This is a genomic window from Kineococcus sp. G2 (assembly GCF_037154035.1).
GTDB lineage: Bacteria > Actinomycetota > Actinomycetes > Actinomycetales > Kineococcaceae > Kineococcus.
The window spans coordinates 1-17,051 of sequence record NZ_JBBBEM010000030.1; the positions used below are offsets into that span (position 1 = coordinate 1).

General features: G+C 75.6%; 13 protein-coding genes. 10 read left to right on the plus strand and 3 right to left on the minus strand.

Annotated elements, in window-relative coordinates; genetic code table 11:
* Positions 1 to 96 precede the first annotated feature (96 nt).
* On the minus strand, positions 97 to 591 hold the full coding sequence (gene bldD, locus V9U69_RS06070) for a transcriptional regulator BldD (protein ID WP_166609695.1): 495 nt from the start codon (positions 589 to 591) through the stop codon (positions 97 to 99).
* A gap of 278 nt (positions 592 to 869) precedes the next feature.
* On the opposite strand from bldD, the gene pyrR reads away from it, so the two are divergent.
* From pyrR to pyrF, 7 genes are read left to right on the plus strand one after another with little or no spacing between them, the layout of a single operon-like run.
* The gene (pyrR, locus tag V9U69_RS06075; protein ID WP_337060460.1) at positions 870 to 1,436 is read left to right on the plus strand and encodes a bifunctional pyr operon transcriptional regulator/uracil phosphoribosyltransferase PyrR; all 567 of its coding nucleotides are present in this window, start codon (positions 870 to 872) and stop codon (positions 1,434 to 1,436) included.
* Positions 1,436 to 2,428: an aspartate carbamoyltransferase catalytic subunit gene (locus tag V9U69_RS06080; RefSeq protein ID WP_337060680.1), complete on the plus strand. Its 993-nt coding sequence runs from the start codon at positions 1,436 to 1,438 to the stop codon at positions 2,426 to 2,428. The genes pyrR and V9U69_RS06080 overlap by 1 nt, the downstream gene beginning before the upstream one ends.
* Positions 2,425 to 3,741 carry a dihydroorotase gene (locus V9U69_RS06085; RefSeq protein WP_337060462.1) on the plus strand — a complete coding sequence of 439 codons (1,317 nt, stop codon included), beginning with the start codon at positions 2,425 to 2,427 and terminating at the stop codon, positions 3,739 to 3,741. Before V9U69_RS06080 ends, V9U69_RS06085 begins: the two co-directional genes overlap by 4 nt.
* Positions 3,738 to 4,256, plus strand: a complete 519-nt coding sequence (locus V9U69_RS06090; RefSeq protein WP_337060464.1) for a PH-like domain-containing protein — start codon at positions 3,738 to 3,740, stop codon at positions 4,254 to 4,256. Before V9U69_RS06085 ends, V9U69_RS06090 begins: the two co-directional genes overlap by 4 nt.
* Positions 4,253 to 5,497, plus strand: a complete 1,245-nt coding sequence (gene carA, locus V9U69_RS06095) for a glutamine-hydrolyzing carbamoyl-phosphate synthase small subunit (RefSeq protein ID WP_337060465.1) — start codon at positions 4,253 to 4,255, stop codon at positions 5,495 to 5,497. The genes V9U69_RS06090 and carA overlap by 4 nt, the downstream gene beginning before the upstream one ends.
* Entirely contained in the window at positions 5,497 to 8,802 is a 3,306-nt protein-coding gene (gene carB, locus V9U69_RS06100; RefSeq protein WP_337060467.1) for a carbamoyl-phosphate synthase large subunit, read from the plus strand. Before carA ends, carB begins: the two co-directional genes overlap by 1 nt.
* On the plus strand, positions 8,799 to 9,677 hold the full coding sequence (pyrF, locus tag V9U69_RS06105; RefSeq protein WP_337060469.1) for an orotidine-5'-phosphate decarboxylase: 879 nt from the start codon (positions 8,799 to 8,801) through the stop codon (positions 9,675 to 9,677). Before carB ends, pyrF begins: the two co-directional genes overlap by 4 nt.
* 115 nt (positions 9,678 to 9,792) lie before the next feature.
* Here pyrF and V9U69_RS06110 read toward each other — a convergent pair whose 3' ends face one another.
* Both V9U69_RS06110 and V9U69_RS06115 read right to left on the minus strand, forming a co-directional pair.
* Positions 9,793 to 10,212 (minus strand): DUF202 domain-containing protein, encoded by a 420-nt coding sequence (locus V9U69_RS06110; RefSeq protein WP_337060470.1) that lies wholly within the window; start codon positions 10,210 to 10,212, stop codon positions 9,793 to 9,795.
* Entirely contained in the window at positions 10,209 to 10,583 is a 375-nt protein-coding gene (locus V9U69_RS06115) for a YidH family protein (RefSeq protein ID WP_337060472.1), read from the minus strand. The genes V9U69_RS06110 and V9U69_RS06115 overlap by 4 nt, the downstream gene beginning before the upstream one ends.
* A gap of 117 nt (positions 10,584 to 10,700) precedes the next feature.
* On the opposite strand from V9U69_RS06115, the gene V9U69_RS06120 reads away from it, so the two are divergent.
* The 3 genes from V9U69_RS06120 to V9U69_RS06130 all read left to right on the plus strand — a co-directional run bounded on the left by V9U69_RS06120 (position 10,701) and on the right by V9U69_RS06130 (position 16,952).
* Positions 10,701 to 12,446, plus strand: a complete 1,746-nt coding sequence (locus tag V9U69_RS06120; protein ID WP_337060474.1) for an ABC transporter ATP-binding protein — start codon at positions 10,701 to 10,703, stop codon at positions 12,444 to 12,446.
* A complete protein-coding gene (locus V9U69_RS06125) occupies positions 12,443 to 14,260 on the plus strand; it encodes an ABC transporter ATP-binding protein (protein ID WP_337060475.1) in 1,818 nt (605 codons plus the stop codon). Before V9U69_RS06120 ends, V9U69_RS06125 begins: the two co-directional genes overlap by 4 nt.
* A gap of 91 nt (positions 14,261 to 14,351) precedes the next feature.
* The gene (locus V9U69_RS06130) at positions 14,352 to 16,952 is read left to right on the plus strand and encodes an ExeM/NucH family extracellular endonuclease (protein WP_337060476.1); all 2,601 of its coding nucleotides are present in this window, start codon (positions 14,352 to 14,354) and stop codon (positions 16,950 to 16,952) included.
* Positions 16,953 to 17,051: the final 99 nt, after the last annotated feature.

Genomic DNA, 17,051 nt, shown 5'->3' on the forward strand with positions numbered 1-17,051 from the left:
GTGACGGCGCGACGAACCCCCGCCCGGGGCACCCGGGCGGGGGTTCGTCGCGTTCACCCGCCGGCCCGGCCGGTGGCCGGGTTCGGCAGGGGTTGCTCAGCCGTGCTCGACGGCGCGGCGCGCGTCGGGGTTCAGCACGCCCCAGGCGATGAACTCGTCGCACAGGGTGGTGGCCGGCACGTCGTAGATGACGGCCAGGGTGCGCAGGTCGTCGGCGCGGATGCTCAGCACCCGGCCGTTGTAGTCGCCGCGCTGGGACTGGATGGTCTTCGCGTAGCGGTCGAGGGGCCCGGCCTTCTCGGCGGGCACCTCCTGGAGCCGCTCGAGGTCGAGCACGAGCCGCGCGGGCGGCTCGGTGCTGCCCTGCGGGGCGCCTTCGGGGAGGAGGGCCGAGACCGGGACCCCGTAGAAGTCCGCGAGCTCGGCGAGCCGCTGGACGGTCACCGCACGGTCGCCGCGCTCGTAGGAGCCGACGACGACGGCCTTCCACCGTCCCTCGGACTTCTCTTCGACGCCGTGCAGGGACAGCCCCTGTTGGGTACGGATCGCGCGGAGGCGCGATCCGAGTGCGCGGGAGTAGTCCGATGCCATACGAGAATGCTCACGGAGCGTGAACACCTTCGTCAAGCTGACCCGCCGTCTCCTGGGCCTGTCCAGGGACTTTCCACTCTCTCGGCACCAAGTTCATTACTCCGTGTGAGCGTTTGACCTCACAACGACAGTGCGGGTGGGCGGGTCCGCGGCCCCGCACCGGCCGCAGGGGCGCACGCGCGCCACCTGTAGGGTGGCGCTGACCGCGGCCCGCTCCGGCGCGCCGCGCCAGACGTCCTTTAAGGATCCGTCCCGTGAGGCGGGGAAGGAGGTCGGTGGTGACTGCTGCCCGGCGTGTCCTGCTCGAAGGAGCGGACGTCCAGCGGGCGCTGACGCGCATCGCCCACGAGCTGCTCGAGGCCAACAAGGGGGCCGCGGACCTGGTGCTGCTGGGGATCCCGCGGCGCGGGGTGCCCCTGGCGCGGCGCCTGGCCGCCCGCATCGCCGAGGTCGAGGGCGTCGAGGTCCCCGTCGGCTCGCTCGACGTGACCATGTACCGCGACGACCTGCGCCGCCACCCCACCCGCACCCTGCTGCCCACCGAGCTGCCCGCCGGCGGCGTCGACGACAGGGTCGTCGTGCTGGTGGACGACGTCCTCTTCTCCGGCCGCACCGTGCGCGCCGCCCTCGACGCCCTGAACGACCTGGGACGCCCCCGCGCCGTGCGCCTGGCCGTCCTCGTCGACCGCGGCCACCGCGAGCTGCCCGTGCGCGCCGACCACGTCGGGCGCAACCTGCCCACCTCCTCCGCCGAGCGCGTCGGGGTCCTGCTCACCGAGACCGACGGGCGCGACGCCGTCGAGATCAGCACCCCCGGCGCGGCCGGGTCGGGGGGTGCGCCGTGATGCGCCACCTGCTGTCCGCGGCCGACCTCGACCGCGACGCCGCCGTGCGGGTCCTCGACGTCGCCGAGCAGATGGCGCTCACCCAGCGCCGCGAGATCAAGAAGCTGCCCACCCTGCGCGGGCGCACCGTGGTCAACCTCTTCTTCGAGGACTCCACCCGCACCCGCACCTCCTTCGAGGCCGCCGCCAAGCGCCTGTCGGCGGACGTCATCAACTTCTCCGCCAAGGGCTCCAGCGTCTCCAAGGGCGAGTCCCTGAAGGACACCGCGCTGACCCTGCAGGCCATGGGGGCCGACGCGGTCGTCGTGCGGCACCCCGCCTCCGGCGCCCCGCACCGCCTGGCGCACGCCGGCTGGACCCGCGGCGCCGTCGTCAACGCCGGCGACGGCACCCACGAGCACCCCACCCAGGCCCTCCTGGACGCCTACACGGTGCGCCGGCACCTGCGCCCCGGCCCGGGCGGCGCCGGGCTCGGCGAGGACCTCGCCGGCGTGCACGTCACGGTCGTCGGCGACGTCCTGCACTCGCGGGTCGCCCGCTCCAACGTGCTGCTGCTGCACACCCTGGGCGCCCGCGTCACCCTCGTCGCCCCGCCCACCCTGCTGCCCGTGGGCGTGGGCACCTGGCCGTGCGCGGCCTCCCACGACCTCGACGACGCGCTGCGCTCCGGCGCGCCGGACGCGGTGATGATGCTGCGCGTGCAGGCCGAGCGGATGACGACCGGCGGGGGAGGCTTCTTCCCCTCCGCCCGCGAGTACAGCCGCCGCTACGGACTGGACCGCCGTCGCGCCGCCCTGCTGCCCGACCACGCCCTCGTCATGCACCCCGGCCCGATGAACCGCGGGCTGGAGATCTCCGCCGACGCCGCCGACAGCGCCCGCTCCACGATCGTGGAGCAGGTCGGCAACGGCGTCGCGGTGCGCATGGCCGTGCTCTACCTGCTGCTGGCCGGCGAGGCGCCGGACGGCCGGACCGACGGAGGCGACTCGTGAGCTGCACCCTCATCACCGGAGCGCGCCCCCTGGGCGGCGAGCCCACCGACCTGCTGCTGCGCGACGGCACCGTCGCCGAGGTCGGCACCGGCCTGGCCGCCCCCGAGGGTGCCGACGTCGTGGACGCCACCGGCCTGATCGCCCTGCCCGGCCTGGTGGACCTGCACACCCACCTGCGCGAACCCGGCCGCGAGGACGCCGAGACCGTGGAGTCCGGCACCCGCGCCGCCGCCGCCGGCGGCTACACCGCCGTCTTCGCCATGGCCAACACCTTCCCCGTCGCCGACACCGCCGGCGTCGTCGAGCAGGTGCAGCGCCTGGGGGAGGAGGCCGGCTGGGTCCAGGTGCGGCCCGTCGGCGCCGTCACCACCGGGCTGGCCGGGCAGCAGCTCGCCGAGCTGGGCGCCATGGCCGACTCCGCCGCGGCCGTGCGCGTCTTCTCCGACGACGGCCACTGCGTCTCCGACGCCGTCCTGATGCGCCGGGCGCTGGAGTACGTGCGCGCCTTCGACGGCGTCATCGCCCAGCACGCCCAGGAACCGCGCCTGACCGAGGGCGCGCAGATGAACGAGGGCGTCGTCTCCTCCGTCCTGGGCCTGCGCGGCTGGCCCAGCGTCGCGGAGGAGGCGGTGATCGCCCGCGACGTGCTGCTGGCCGAGCACGTCGGCTCCCGGCTGCACGTGTGCCACCTGTCCACCGCCGGCTCCGTGGAGATCGTCCGCTGGGCCAAGGCCCGCGGCGTGCAGGTCACCGCCGAGGTCACCCCGCACCACCTGCTGCTCACCGACGAGCTGGTGCGCGGCTACGACCCCGTCTACAAGGTGAACCCGCCGCTGCGCACGCGGGCCGACGTGGAGGCCGTGCGCGAGGGCCTGGCCGACGGCACCATCGACGTCGTCGCCACCGACCACGCCCCGCACCCGGTGGAGGCCAAGGACTGCGAGTGGGCCGCCGCCGCCATGGGCATGACCGGCCTGGAGACCGCCCTGCCGGTCGTGCAGGCCACCATGGTCGACACCGGCCTGCTCACCTGGGCCGAGGTCGCCGACCGGATGTCCACCGCGCCGGCGCGCATCGGCCGCCTCACCGGGCAGGGCGAACCGCTGGCCGCCGGCAGCACCGCCAACCTGGTGCTCGTCGACCCCGCCGCCCGCTGGACGGTCGACCCCACCGCGATGGCCACCGCCGGGCGCAACTCGCCGTTCCGCGGCACCGAATTGCCCGGCCGGGTCGTGGCCACGTTCTTCCGCGGGCGGCCCACCGTGCTCGACGGGCGACCGGTGCACCGCGACGGGCGGGGGGCGACGCCGTGAAGATCGTCTGGACCATCCTCCTGCTCATCGCCCTGCTGCTGCTGTGGCGCATGATGTTCACCGGCTACCGCGGACGTGCGCTGCGGCAGAAGACCCTGCCGCGCCCGATCGGCTCCAAGGACTGGCAGGGCCTGCGCGACGCGGTCGAGGGGATCTACGTGTCCACCACGGACGCGGAGAACTCCCTGGACCGCATCGCCGCCCACGGCCTGGGCACCCGCAGCGCCGTCGCCGTCGGCTTCGTCGACGAGGGCGTCGGGTTCCTGCGGCAGGGCGCCCGCTCGTTCGTGGTGCCCACCGCGGACATCGTCGGCGTCGGGCACGGACCCGGCATGGTCGGCAAGTGGATGGGCCGCGGAGACGGCCTGGTGATCCTGCGCTGGCGGCTGGGGGACCGCGTCGTCGACACCGGCGTCAAGCCCCGCCACCCCGAACAGGGGGCGCGGTTCGCCGAACAGGTGGAGGAGCTCGTGCGCGCAGCGCGCCGGGGCGAGGACAACGGAGGTGCTCAGTGACCACGACGGACAGGCAGGAGCGGGGGACGCGCGTCCCCGCGGTCCTCGTGCTCGAGGACGGACGCACCTTCCGCGGCCGCGCCTACGGCCGCGTCGGCGAGACCGTCGGCGAGGCGGTGTTCTCCACCGGCATGACCGGGTACCAGGAGACCCTCACCGACCCCAGCTACCACCGCCAGGTCGTCGTCATGACCGCCCCGCACGTCGGCAACACCGGCTACAACGACGAGGACCAGGAGTCCTCGCGCATCTGGGTCGCCGGCTACGTCGTGCGCGACCCCGCCCGCGTGCCCTCGAACTGGCGCTCGCAGCGCTCCCTGGAGCAGGAGCTGGACGCCCAGGGAGTCGTCGGCATCTCCGGCGTCGACACCCGCGCCCTGACCCGGCACCTGCGCGAGCGCGGCGCCATGAAGGTCGGCGTCTTCTCCGGCGAGGCGGCGCAGCGCCCCGAGGCGGAACTGCTGCGCGCCGTGCACGAGGCCCCGGACATGGTCGGCACCGACCTCGCCTCCCTCGTCAGCACCCCCGAGCCGTACACGGTGCCGGCCCTCGGCGAGCGGCGCTTCACGGTGGCCGCGGTGGACCTCGGCATCAAGTCGATGACCCCGCAGCGCCTGGCCGAGCGCGGCGTGGAGGTCACCGTGCTGCCCTCCACCGCCTCGCTGGAGCAGGTGCTCACCTCCGGCCCCGACGGCGGCGCCCCCGACGGGGTGTTCTTCTCCAACGGCCCCGGCGACCCCGCCGCGGCCACCCACGAGATCGAGGTCCTGCAGGGCGTGCTCGAGCGCCGCATCCCGTTCTTCGGGATCTGCTACGGCAACCAGCTCCTCGGCCGCGCCCTCGGGTACGGCACGTACAAGCTCAAGTACGGCCACCGCGGCATCAACCAGCCCGTGATGGACCTGGCCACCCGCAAGGTCGAGGTGACCGCCCACAACCACGGCTTCGCCGTGGACGGGAAGGCCGGCGAGGTCCGCGACACCCCGTACGGCCGCGCCGAGGTCAGCCACGTCGGCCTCAACGACGGCGTCGTGGAGGGCCTGCGCTGCCTGGACGCGCCCGCGTTCAGCGTGCAGTACCACCCCGAGGCCGCCGCCGGCCCGCACGACGCCTCCTACCTGTTCGACCGGTTCCTCGCCCTCATGGAGGGCGTGCCCGCCGCGCAGCTCGTGGACGACACGGGCGTCGCGGACACCACCGAGAACCCCGCCGCCACCGGCGCCACCGAGAAGGACGCCTGATGCCCCGCCGCACCGACATCTCCTCGGTCCTCGTGATCGGGTCCGGCCCGATCGTCATCGGCCAGGCCGCGGAGTTCGACTACTCCGGCACCCAGGCGTGCCGGGTGCTCAAGGCCGAGGGCCTGCGCGTGGTCCTGGTCAACTCCAACCCCGCCACGATCATGACGGACCCGGAGATGGCCGACGCCACCTACGTCGAGCCCATCACCCCCGCCACCGTCGAGGCGATCATCGAGCGGGAGAAGCCCGACGCGCTGCTGGCCACCCTCGGCGGGCAGACCGCGCTGAACACCGCCATCGCGCTGTTCGAGTCCGGTGTGCTGGACAAGCACGGCGTGGAGCTCATCGGCGCCGACGTCGACGCCATCAAGCTCGGTGAGGACCGGCTGCTGTTCAAGGGGGTCGTGGAGCGCTGCGGCGCCGAGTCCGCCCGCAGCCACCTGTGCCACTCCATGGACGAGGTGCTCACCGCCGCGGCCGACCTCGGCTACCCGGTCGTGGTGCGCCCCAGCTTCACCATGGGCGGCCTCGGCTCCGGCTTCGCGTACGACGAGGAGGACCTGCGCCGCATCGCCGGGCAGGGCCTGCACCACTCCCCGGTCACCGAGGTCCTCCTGGAGGAGTCCATCCTCGGCTGGAAGGAGTACGAGCTGGAGCTCATGCGCGACCGCGCCGACAACGTCGTGGTCGTCTGCTCCATCGAGAACTTCGACCCCATGGGCGTGCACACCGGCGACTCCATCACCGTCGCCCCCGCCATGACGCTGACCGACCGCGAGTACCAGCGCATGCGCGACATCGGCATCGCCGTCATCCGCGAGGTCGGCGTGGACACCGGCGGCTGCAACATCCAGTTCGCCGTCAACCCCGACGACGGGCGCATCATCGTCATCGAGATGAACCCGCGCGTCTCGCGCTCGTCCGCCCTGGCCTCGAAGGCCACCGGGTTCCCCATCGCGAAGATCGCCGCCCGCCTGGCCGTGGGCTACACCCTCGACGAGATCCCCAACGACATCACCCGCTCCACGCCCGCCAGCTTCGAGCCGACGCTGGACTACGTGGTCGTCAAGGTGCCGCGGTTCGCGTTCGAGAAGTTCCCCGCCGCGGACCCCACCCTGACGACGACGATGAAGAGCGTCGGCGAGGCCATGGCCCTGGGCCGCAACTTCACCGAGGCGCTGCAGAAGGCGCTGCGCAGCACCGAGAAGCGCGGGGCGGCGTTCAGCTGGGCCGGCGACCCCGGGGACCTGCGCGACCTGCTGCGGCGCGTGAAGCAGCCCACCGACGAGCGCATCGGCCTCGTCATGCGCGCGATCCGCGCCGGTGCCACGCCCGAGGAGCTGTTCGAGGCCACCCGCATCGACCCGTGGTTCCTCGACCAGCTGTTCCTCCTCGACGAGATCGCCGTGGAGGTCCGCGAGGCCGACGAGCTCACCGCCGACCTGCTGCGCCACGCCAAGCGGCACGGGTTCTCCGACGTCCAGATCGGCGAGCTGCGGCACATGGACGAGGCCGTCGTGCGCGGCGTGCGGCACGCGCTGGGCGTGCGGCCCGTCTACAAGACCGTCGACACCTGCGCCGCGGAGTTCGCCGCCGCGACGCCGTACCACTACTCCAGCTACGACGAGGAGGACGAGACCCGCCCGCGCACCAGGCCGGCGATCGTCATCCTCGGCTCCGGCCCCAACCGCATCGGGCAGGGAGTGGAGTTCGACTACTCCTGCGTGCACGCCAGCTTCGCGCTGCGCGAGGCCGGGTTCGAGACCGTCATGGTCAACTGCAACCCCGAGACGGTCTCCACCGACTACGACACCTCCGACCGGCTGTACTTCGAGCCGCTCACCCTCGAGGACGTCCTGGAGGTCGTGCACGCCGAGACGCGCTGCGGCCCCGTCGCCGGCGTCATCGTCCAGCTCGGCGGGCAGACCCCGCTGGGTCTGGCGGCGAAGCTGGAGGAGGCCGGCGTCCCGATCATCGGCACCTCCCCGGCCGCCATCGACCTCGCCGAGGAGCGCGGCGCGTTCGGCCGCGTCCTGGAGCAGGCCGGGCTGGTCGCCCCCAAGCACGGCACCGCCGCCTCCTTCCCGGAGGCCAGGGCCATCGCCTCCGGCATCGGCTACCCCGTGCTCGTGCGCCCCAGCTACGTCCTCGGCGGGCGCGGGATGCAGATCGTCTACGACGAGGCGTCCCTGGAGGAGTACATGGCCACCGCCACCGAGGTCTCCCCGGAACGGCCGGTGCTCGTGGACCGCTTCCTCGACGACGCGATCGAGATCGACGTCGACGCCCTGTTCGACGGGGAGGACACCTACCTCGGCGGGATCATGGAGCACATCGAGGAGGCCGGCATCCACTCCGGCGACTCCGCGTGCGTCATCCCCCCGGCCACCCTGGGCCGCGCCGAGCTGGAGCGGGTGCGCCGCGCCACCGAGGCCATCGCCCGCGGCGTGGGCGTGCGCGGCCTGCTCAACGTGCAGTTCGCCCTCGCCGCCGGCGTGCTGTACGTGCTGGAGGCCAACCCGCGCGCCTCGCGCACCGTGCCGTTCGTCTCCAAGGCCACCGGTGTGCCGCTGGCCAAGGCCGCCGCCCGGCTCATGGCCGGCACCCCCATCCGCGAGCTGCGCGCCGAGGGCCTGCTGCCCGCGCGAGGCGACGGGGGAGTGCTGCCGCCGCAGGCGCCGGTGTCGGTGAAGGAGGCCGTGCTGCCCTTCGCCCGGTTCCGCACCGCCGCCGGGCACGTCGTGGACTCCCTGCTGGGGCCGGAGATGCGCTCCACCGGCGAGGTCATGGGCATCGACGTGGACTTCCCGACCGCGTTCGGCAAGGCCCAGACCGCCGCCTACGGCGGGCTGCCCGCCTCCGGGACCGTCTTCATCTCGGTCGCCGACCGCGACAAGCGGGCGATGATCTTCCCCGTGAAGCGCCTGGCCGACCTCGGGTTCACCCTGCTGGCCACCGAGGGCACCGCCGACGTGCTGCGCCGCAACGGCATCGCCTCCACCGTGGTGCGCAAGCACTCCGAGGGCACCGGCGAGCACGGCGAGCTGACGATCGTGGGGCAGATCGCCGCCGGCCAGGTCGCGATGGTCGTCAACACCCCCTCGGGCAACCAGGCCCGCGCCGACGGCTACGAGATCCGCGCCGCCTCCACCGCGGTCGGTGCGCCCATCATCACCACGGTGCAGGAGCTGGCCGCCGCGGTGCAGGCCATCGAGGCGCTGCGGGCCGGGCAGGGCACCTCGGTGGCGCCGCTGCAGGAGCACACCGCGAGGCTGGCCGCCGCCTGGGACGGGTTCCGCGCGTGAGCGGTGCCGCGGCGGCCGGGGTCGCGGCGGGGGAGCGCTTCGGCGCCCGCCTCGCCGCGGCCGTCGCCGAGCACGGCCCCCTGTGCGTCGGGATCGACCCCCACGCCCCGCTGCTGGCGGCGTGGGGGCTCGACGACGACGCCGCCGGCGTGGAGCGCTTCGCCCGCACCGTCGTCGAGGCGCTCGCCGGCCGGGTCGCCGCGGTCAAGCCGCAGGTGGCGTTCTTCGAGCGGCACGGCTCGTGCGGCGTCGCGGCGCTGGAGCGGGTCGTCGCCGACGCCCGCGACGCGGGGCTGCTGACGGTGGTCGACGCCAAGCGCGGCGACATCGGCTCCACGATGGCCGCCTACGCCGACGCGTTCGCCGGCGACTCCCCGCTGGCCGGGGACGCCGTGACCGCCTCCCCGTACCTGGGGTTCGGTTCGCTGCAGCCGCTGCTGGACGTGGCCGCCGAGCACGGCCGCGGCGTGTTCGTCCTGGCGCTGACCTCCAACCCCGAGGGCCCCGGCGTGCAGCACGCGCGCGGCGCCGACGGGCGCTCGGTGGCGCGCGCGGTCGCCGAGGCCGCCGCCGCGGAGAACGCCGGCGTGCCGCCGATGGGGGACGTCGGCCTCGTCGTCGGCGCCACCGTGGGCGCCGCCGTGCGCGACCTCGGCATCGACCTGGCCGCTGTCAACGGGCCGCTCCTGGCGCCGGGAGTGGGGGCCCAGGGCGCCACCGCCGAGGACCTGCGCACCGTCTTCGGCGACGCCCGCCGGTACGTGCTGGCCGCCAGCTCGAGGGAGGTGCTGGCCGCCGGCCCGGACCCGACCGCGCTGCGCGAGGCGGCGCGGCGCTCGGCCGAGGCGGTGCGCACCGCGCTGGCCGACGGCTGACGGTGATCGGTGGTGCCCCCGTCGGCCGCCCGCCCGCTGATTCGATGTAACTTCTGCTTATCGCGGGTAATATTGATCAAAAACCAGAAGCTCCGTCCGCTGCGCGGAACAGCAGTCAGGCACCACCCGTCCCCGGTGACCCGTGCACCAGCACCAGGACGAGGCCTCCGACGCCCAGCACCGTGCAGGCGCCGGCCGTCAGGGCCAGCAGGCCGCCCGCGACCCCGGTGTCGTCCAGGTCCCCTTCGCGCAGCAGGCGGGAGGTCTGACGCCGGGAACGGCGCAGGGCCAGCACGTGCACCGCGACGCCGACGCCGATCCCGGCCAGCGCCAGAGCCACGGCGCCCGGTCCCAGCGCAGGCGGCAGCAGGCGGGCGGCGGCCAGCGAGACGACGACGAGCGAGAGCGCGGTGCGGCGCCAGGCCAGGGCGGTGCGCTCGGGCTGCAGGCCCGGGTCGAAGACGGCGGGCCGGGGGCCGTGCGGCGTCCGTGCACCGGGAACGGCGGCCGGGTCACCGTGGGCGGGGCCGGTCACCGCAGCAGCACCCCCAGCAGCACGAGCACCCCGGCTGCGGCGGTGCCGGCGGCCAGCGGCGCAGCCAGCGCGGGAGCGGCCAGCGGCCGACCGAGGCGCATGGCGCGCTCGTCGCGCGCCCAGCCGCGCCACGCCTGCAGCGGAGCGGTCAGGCCCAGCACGATGAGCAGGACGGAGGCGGCCAGGCGCAGCTGCGGCTGCAGGGGCAGCGCCAGCCCCTCCAGCGCGACACCGGCCGCGAGCAGGGCCAGCGAGGTGCGGATCCACGCCAGGAACGTGCGCTCGTTGGCCAGGGAGAAGCGCGGGTCCGGTTCGGTGCCGTGCTCGTACACCGAGGCGGGGAAGCGGGAGCGGCGCCGTCGCTGAACCATCGGGCCCCCTCCTGCGGTGCGGTCGCGCCGATGCTACGGACCGGTGCGCTTCCCAGCCGCCCCGGGGACGGGTGGTGCGCTCCCGCGCTGGGGCGGGCGCGGTTAGGGTCGCCTCCCGTGACCCCCTCGCGCCGGCTGCTGGCCGACGTCCTGCGCCGCCGCCGGCGCCCCGCCCTCGTCGGGTGCCTGGCCTCCACCGTGCACCAGACGTGCGAGGCGCTCGTGCCCGTCGCCATCGGCCTGGTCGTCGCCCGCGCCGTCGCCACCGGCGACACCACCGCGATCGCGTGGTCGGTGGCCGGGGTGCTGGCCCTGTTCGCCGTGCTCACCACCGCCGGCGCCTACGCGTTCTGGACGATCGAGGGTGCCCAGCTGCGCGAGGCGCACCACCTGCGGGTGGCGGTCCTGCGCGCGGTCCTGCACCGCCCGCCGACGGCCCCGGAGCTGCGCGACGGCGACGTCCTCAGCGTCGCCACCTCCGACACCCGCCACACCGGCGCGGTCCTCGCCCTGCTGGGGTACCTCATCTCCGCCAGCGTCGGGATGGCCGTCTCCGCGGTGGTGCTGCTGCGCGTGGACGCCCTGCTGGGGCTGGGGCTGCTGGTGGCGGTGCCGCTGCTCGTCCTGGGCCTGCAGCGCCTGGCGCCGCGGCTGGAGCGGCGCGTGCGCACCCGGCAGGAGGCCGCGGGGCTCGCGGCGGCCACCGCCGCCGACCTGCTCGCCGGGCTGCGCCCGCTGCGCGGCTTCGGCGGCGTGCCCGAGGCGGTGTGCCGCTACCGCACCGCGAGCCGGACCTCCCGGGACGCGGCGGTCGGCGCCGCCGGCGCCACGGCCGCGGTCGTCGGCGCCGGCACGCTGGCCACCGGCCTGCTGCTGCTGGGCACCGCCGCGGCAGCCACGGCGCTGGCCGTGCGCGGGCGCATCGGCATCGGCGAGCTCGTCACGGTCGTCGGTGCCGCCGCGTTCCTCGCGGACCCGGTGCGCACCATCACCTCCTGCGTGCAGGGCCTGGCCGTCAGCCGCGCCAGCGCCGCGCGCGTGGCCGCCCTGCTCGCCGACGGGCCCGGCGACGTCCCGGGACCGCGCACCGCGACCGGCACCGGGGAACCCGCCGCGCCGGGCCCGGCCGCCCCGCTGGTGCTGGAGGGCGTCAGCGCCGGCCCGCTGCGCGGACTGGGCCTGACGGCCGCCCCCGGCGAGCTGCTCGGCGTGGTCACCACGGACACCGCGCTGGCCGACGCCCTCACCGGTGTGCTGGGCGGTCGGCGCACCCCCGAGGAGGGCACCGTGCGCCTGGGCGGGCTCGACCCCGCCCGCGACCCGGCCACCGCCGGCAGGCTGCTCGTCGAGCCGCACACCGTGCACCTGCTGGGCGGCACCCTGCGCGAGGCCCTGAGCACCGGCGCCCCCGGTGGTCGAGGTGGGCCCGGCGGGCGGGGACCGGCGCTGCTGGAGCGGGCGCTGACCGCCTCGGCCGCCGACGAGGTCGTGCGCACCCGCCCCGCCGGGCTGGACGCCGAGCTCCTCGAGCGCGGGGCGAACCTGTCCGGGGGGCAGCAGCAGCGCCTGGCGCTGGCCCGGGCGCTGGCCGCCGACCGGCCGGTGCTCGTCCTGCGCGACCCCACCACCGCCCTGGACGCCCTCACCGAGGACGCCGTCGCCGCGGGCCTGCGCACCCTGCGCCACGACCCGGGCGGCCCCGGGGACCGCACCACCGTGGTGCTGACGACCTCCCCGCTGCTGCTGGCGCGCTGCGACCGCGTCGTGCTGCTCACCCCGGCCGCCCCCCGCACCGGCGCCCTCAGCGGCACCCACGCCGAGCTGCTGGCCGAGCCCGCCTACGCGGCGGCGGTGCTGCGGTGAGCGCCGCTCCCGGCGCCGGCGCCGCGCTGCCCGTCGCGACCGCCCGGCGCACCGGCGCCGTCCTGGTGGCCGCCGCGCGCGCCCACCGGCGCACCCTCGTCCTCGCGCTGGTCACCACCACCGTCGCCAGCGCCGGCCTGGTCCTGGTGCCGCTGCTGCTCGGGCGCGTCGTCGACGCCGTCACCGTCGACCTCGGCGTCGCAGGGGGAGCGGGGCGGCAGGGGCGGTTGTGGCTGCTGTTCGGCCTGCTCGCCGCGGCAGCCGCCGGCACCGCGGTCTTCGCCGCCCTCGCCCGGGCGCAGAGCGAGCGCCTGGGCGTGGAGGTCGCCGCCGACCTGCGCGAGCAGGTCGTGGACCGGTCCCTGCGCATGGACGCCGAGCGCCTCGAGCGCGCCGGCGGCGGCGACGTCGCCTCGCGAGTGACCGAGGACGTGGAGCTGTTCACCTCCTCCACCGAGCTGGTCGCCACCGTGCTGACGTCCCTGGTGACCGTCGTGCTCGCCGCGGCCGGCTTCGCCGCCCTGGACTGGCGCCTCGCCCTGGCGTTCTGCACCGTCTTCCCCGTCTACGCGCTCGCGCTGCGCAGCTACCTGCCGCGCGCGGCCCCCCTGTACGCGCGCGAGCGCGCCGTGGCGGCCGAGCGCTCCCGGGTGGTGCTGGAGTCGCTGCACGGCGTGCGCACCGTGCAGGCGTACGGCGCCCAGGACCAGCAGACCGCCCGCGTCGGGGTGGCCTCCGAGCGCGGGGTCGGTGCCGCGCTGGACGCGCTGCGCACCTTCACCCGGCTGTCGGTGTCCATGAACGCGGCCGAGGCGATCGGCCTGTCGGCGCTGCTGCTCACCGGTTTCCACCTCGTGCGCGCCGGTGCCGTCAGCGTCGGCGACGTCACCGCCGCGGCCCTGCTGTTCCACCGCCTCTTCGGCCCGCTGGGCGTGCTGCTGCTCAGCTTCGACGACGTCCAGCGCGCCGGCGCCGCCCTGGCCCGCCTCGTCGGCGTCGCCGACACCGAGCCGCCGCCCGTGCAGCCGCGCCGGGACGTCCGCCACCCCGCGGCGCTGAGGGCGCAGGGCCTGGTCCACGCCTACGCGCAGGGCGCGCCCGTGCTGCAAGGCGTCGACCTGGAGGTGCCCGCCGGCGGCACCCTGGCGGTGGTGGGGGAGTCCGGTGCCGGCAAGTCCACGCTGGCGGCCCTGCTCGGCGGGGTGCTGGCGCCGGCCGGCGGGCGCGTCCTGCTGGACGGGGTGGACCTGGCGCTGCTGGACCCGCAGCAGGTGCGCGAGCACGTGGCCGTGGTCACCCAGGAGGCGCACGTGTTCACCGGCACCCTGCGCGAGGACCTCACCCTGGCCGTTCCCGCCGCCGGCGACGCCGAGCTGGTGGCGGCGCTGGACGCCGTGGGCGCCGGCGCCTGGGCCGCCGCGCTGCCGCACGGGCTGGACACCCGCGTCGGCGCCGGGGCGCACCCGCTGACCGCCGCGCAGGAGCAGCAGCTCGCGCTGGCCCGGGTCGTGCTGCGCGACCCGGCGCTGGTGGTGCTGGACGAGGCCACCGCGGAGGCCGGCAGCGCCGGTGCGCGCGAGCTGGAGGACGCGGCCCGCGCCGTCCTGACCGGTCGCACCGCCGTGGTGGTGGCGCACCGCCTCACCCAGGCGCGCACCTGCGACCGCATCGCGGTGCTGGAGCGCGGCCGGCTGGTGGAGCTGGGCACCCACGAGGAGCTGGTCGCCGCCGCCGGGCGCTACGCGCGGCTGTGGCGCACGTGGAGCGCGAGCGGTTCCGCGGCCGAGGCGGTGGGGAACCCGCGCGTCACCTGACGTTCACCTGCGGCGGTGCCCGTGCGAGGCGTCCCGTCGCCGGGGGCGGTTAGCTTCTGCGGGTCCGTGTGCCCGTCCGGAAGGATCCCCCGTGCTCCACCGCTCCCGCGCGACGCGCCTGACCGGCGGCTGCGCCGCCCTCGGTGTCGCCGGCGCCGCGCTCACCGCGCTCGGTCTGCCCGCCGCCTCCGCCGCGGAGCCGACCGCTGCGTTCGTCTCCGAGATCCACTACGACAACGATGGCGACGACACCGGGGAGTTCGTCGAGGTGCAGCTGCCCGCCGGCACCAGCTCGGCGGGGCTGTCGATCGTCGCCTACAACGGCAACCGCGGCACGCAGTACGGCGCGCGCGCTCTGCCGTCCGTCACCGCTCCTGCCGACGGCCCGGCCGTCGCCGTCGTCGAGTTCCCCGGCCTGCAGAACGGCGCGCCGGACGGCATCGCCCTCGTGCGCGGCGACGAGGTGCTCGAGCTCCTCTCCTACGAGGGGACGTTCACCGCCGAGGACGGCCCCGCCGCCGGCCTGACGAGCACCGACATCGGTGTCAGCGAGGCCGGTGGCACACCGGCCGGGCAGTCGCTGCAGCGCGCCCACGACGCCGCCGCCGACGCACTGGTGTGGTCCGGCCCCGCGGTCGCCAGCCGCGGCGCGGTGAACGGTTCGCCCCCCACCGACCCCGCGCCGCCCGCACCGGGGGAGCCGGTCGAGATCGGCGCGGTCCAGGGCACCACGGGCACGAGCCCGTTGGTGGGGCAGCGCGTCACCGTCACCGGCGTGGTCGTCGGCGACACCCCGGGCCTGGACGGGTTCTACCTGCAGGACCGCGACGGCGACGGCGACGCCGCCACCTCCGACGGCGTCTTCGTCCTCAGCCCCGACGCCGCCGTCGACCTCGGCGACACCGTCACCGTGACCGGCGAGGCGCAGGAGCACTACGCGCAGACGCAGGTCTCCGCGCCCGGCGCCGTCACGGTCGTCACCGAGGGCGACGCCTCGGACCTGCCCGCCCCCGCCGCGCTGGACCTGCCCGCCGGCGACGACGCCCGCGAGCGCCACGAGGGGATGCTGGTGGCCCCGGCGGACACCCTCACCGTCAGCGAGGTGTACGCGCTGACGACCTACGGCGAGCTGACGCTGTCCGAGGGCGGGGTGCTCGTGCAGCCCACCGAGCTGGCCCGCCCCGGGGACGCCGCCGAGGCGATCGCCGCGCAGAACGACCGGCGCAGCATCGTCCTGGACGACGCGTCGACCGCCCGTCGCAGCACGGGCGACCGCCCGTACCTGAGCCCGGACAGCCCCGTGCGCGTCGGCGACGAGGTGACGTTCACCGAGCCGCTGGTGCTCGGGTACGGGTTCGGCGCGTGGCGCCTGCAGCCGGCCGACGGCAGCGCCGACGGCGTGTTCGCTGCGCAGGACACCCGCCCGGCCGCGCCCGAGGACGTCGGCGGCGACGTGCAGGTCGGTGCCTTCAACGTCCTGAACTACTTCCTCACCTTCGGCGGCGTCGGTCGCGGCGCCCCGGACCAGGCCGAGCTCGAGGAGCAGGCCGGCAAGATCGTGCCCGCGATCCGCGCGCTGGGCGCCGACGTCGTCACCCTCATGGAGATCGAGGACACCGACTCCACCGGCCTGACCCCCGGGAACGCCGACACGGCGCTCGCGGACCTCGTGCGGCGGCTGAACGCGGCCGCCGGGAGCGAGGAGTGGGCGTACGTGCCGATGCCGGACGAGCTGTACGCGGTGGACCGCGACGTCATCCGCAACGCGATCATCTACCGGGAGGACGTGGTGCAGCCCGTCGGGGACCCCGTCGGCCTGGTCGACGAGTCGGTGTGGTCCAACGCCCGTGAGCCGATCGCGCAGACGTTCGTCAAGGACGGCGACGCGTTCACCGTGGTGGCGAACCACTTCAAGTCCAAGGGCGGCGGGGACGACGCCAGCGGTGACAACACCGACACCGGGCAGGGCGCCTACAACGGCGACCGCGTCCGGCAGGCGCGCTCCCTGGCGGAGTTCCTGGAGCGGCTGCGCGAGCGCAGCGGCGACGCGGACGTGGTGGCGCTGGGCGACTTCAACGCCTACACCCAGGAGGACCCGATCGAGGTCCTGCGCGACGCGGGGCTGACCGACCTGGGCAGCGAGTTCGACGAGGGCCGCTACAGCTACGTCTTCGACGCGCTGTCCGGTTCCCTGGACCACGCGCTGGCCACCGCGGAGCTGACCGCGAAGGTGACGGACGCGACCCACTGGAACATCAACTCGGTGGAGTCCTTCGCCTACCAGTACGCCGGTGACCCGGCGCTGTACGCGGCGAACCCCTACCGCTCCAGCGACCACGACCCGATCGTGGTCGGCATCGACCTGGACGAGCGCTGCCAGGGCCTGGTGCCCACCATCCGCGGCACCGCCGGGAACGACGTGCTGAAGGGCACGAACGGCCGCGACGTCGTCGTGGGCCTGGGCGGGGACGACGTCATCACCGGCGGCAACGGCGAGGACGTCCTGTGCGGCGGCGCCGGTGACGACCGCCTCGCCGGCGGCAACGGCGACGACGCGCTGCTCGGCGGGTTCGGCGCGGACCGCCTCGCCGGCGACAACGGTGCCGACACCCTCGTCGGCGGCCCCGGCACCGACGCCCTGGACCAGGGGCGCGGCAAGGGCAGCGAGGAGCAGGGCGGCGCGGAGTCCTGATCCGGCGAACCCCCGGCCCCGGGGGGCGCGGCACTGCACCGGTGATCGGCAGCACGTCGGGCGGGTGGGTGGCCGTCGGGCCACCCACCCGCTCCGCCA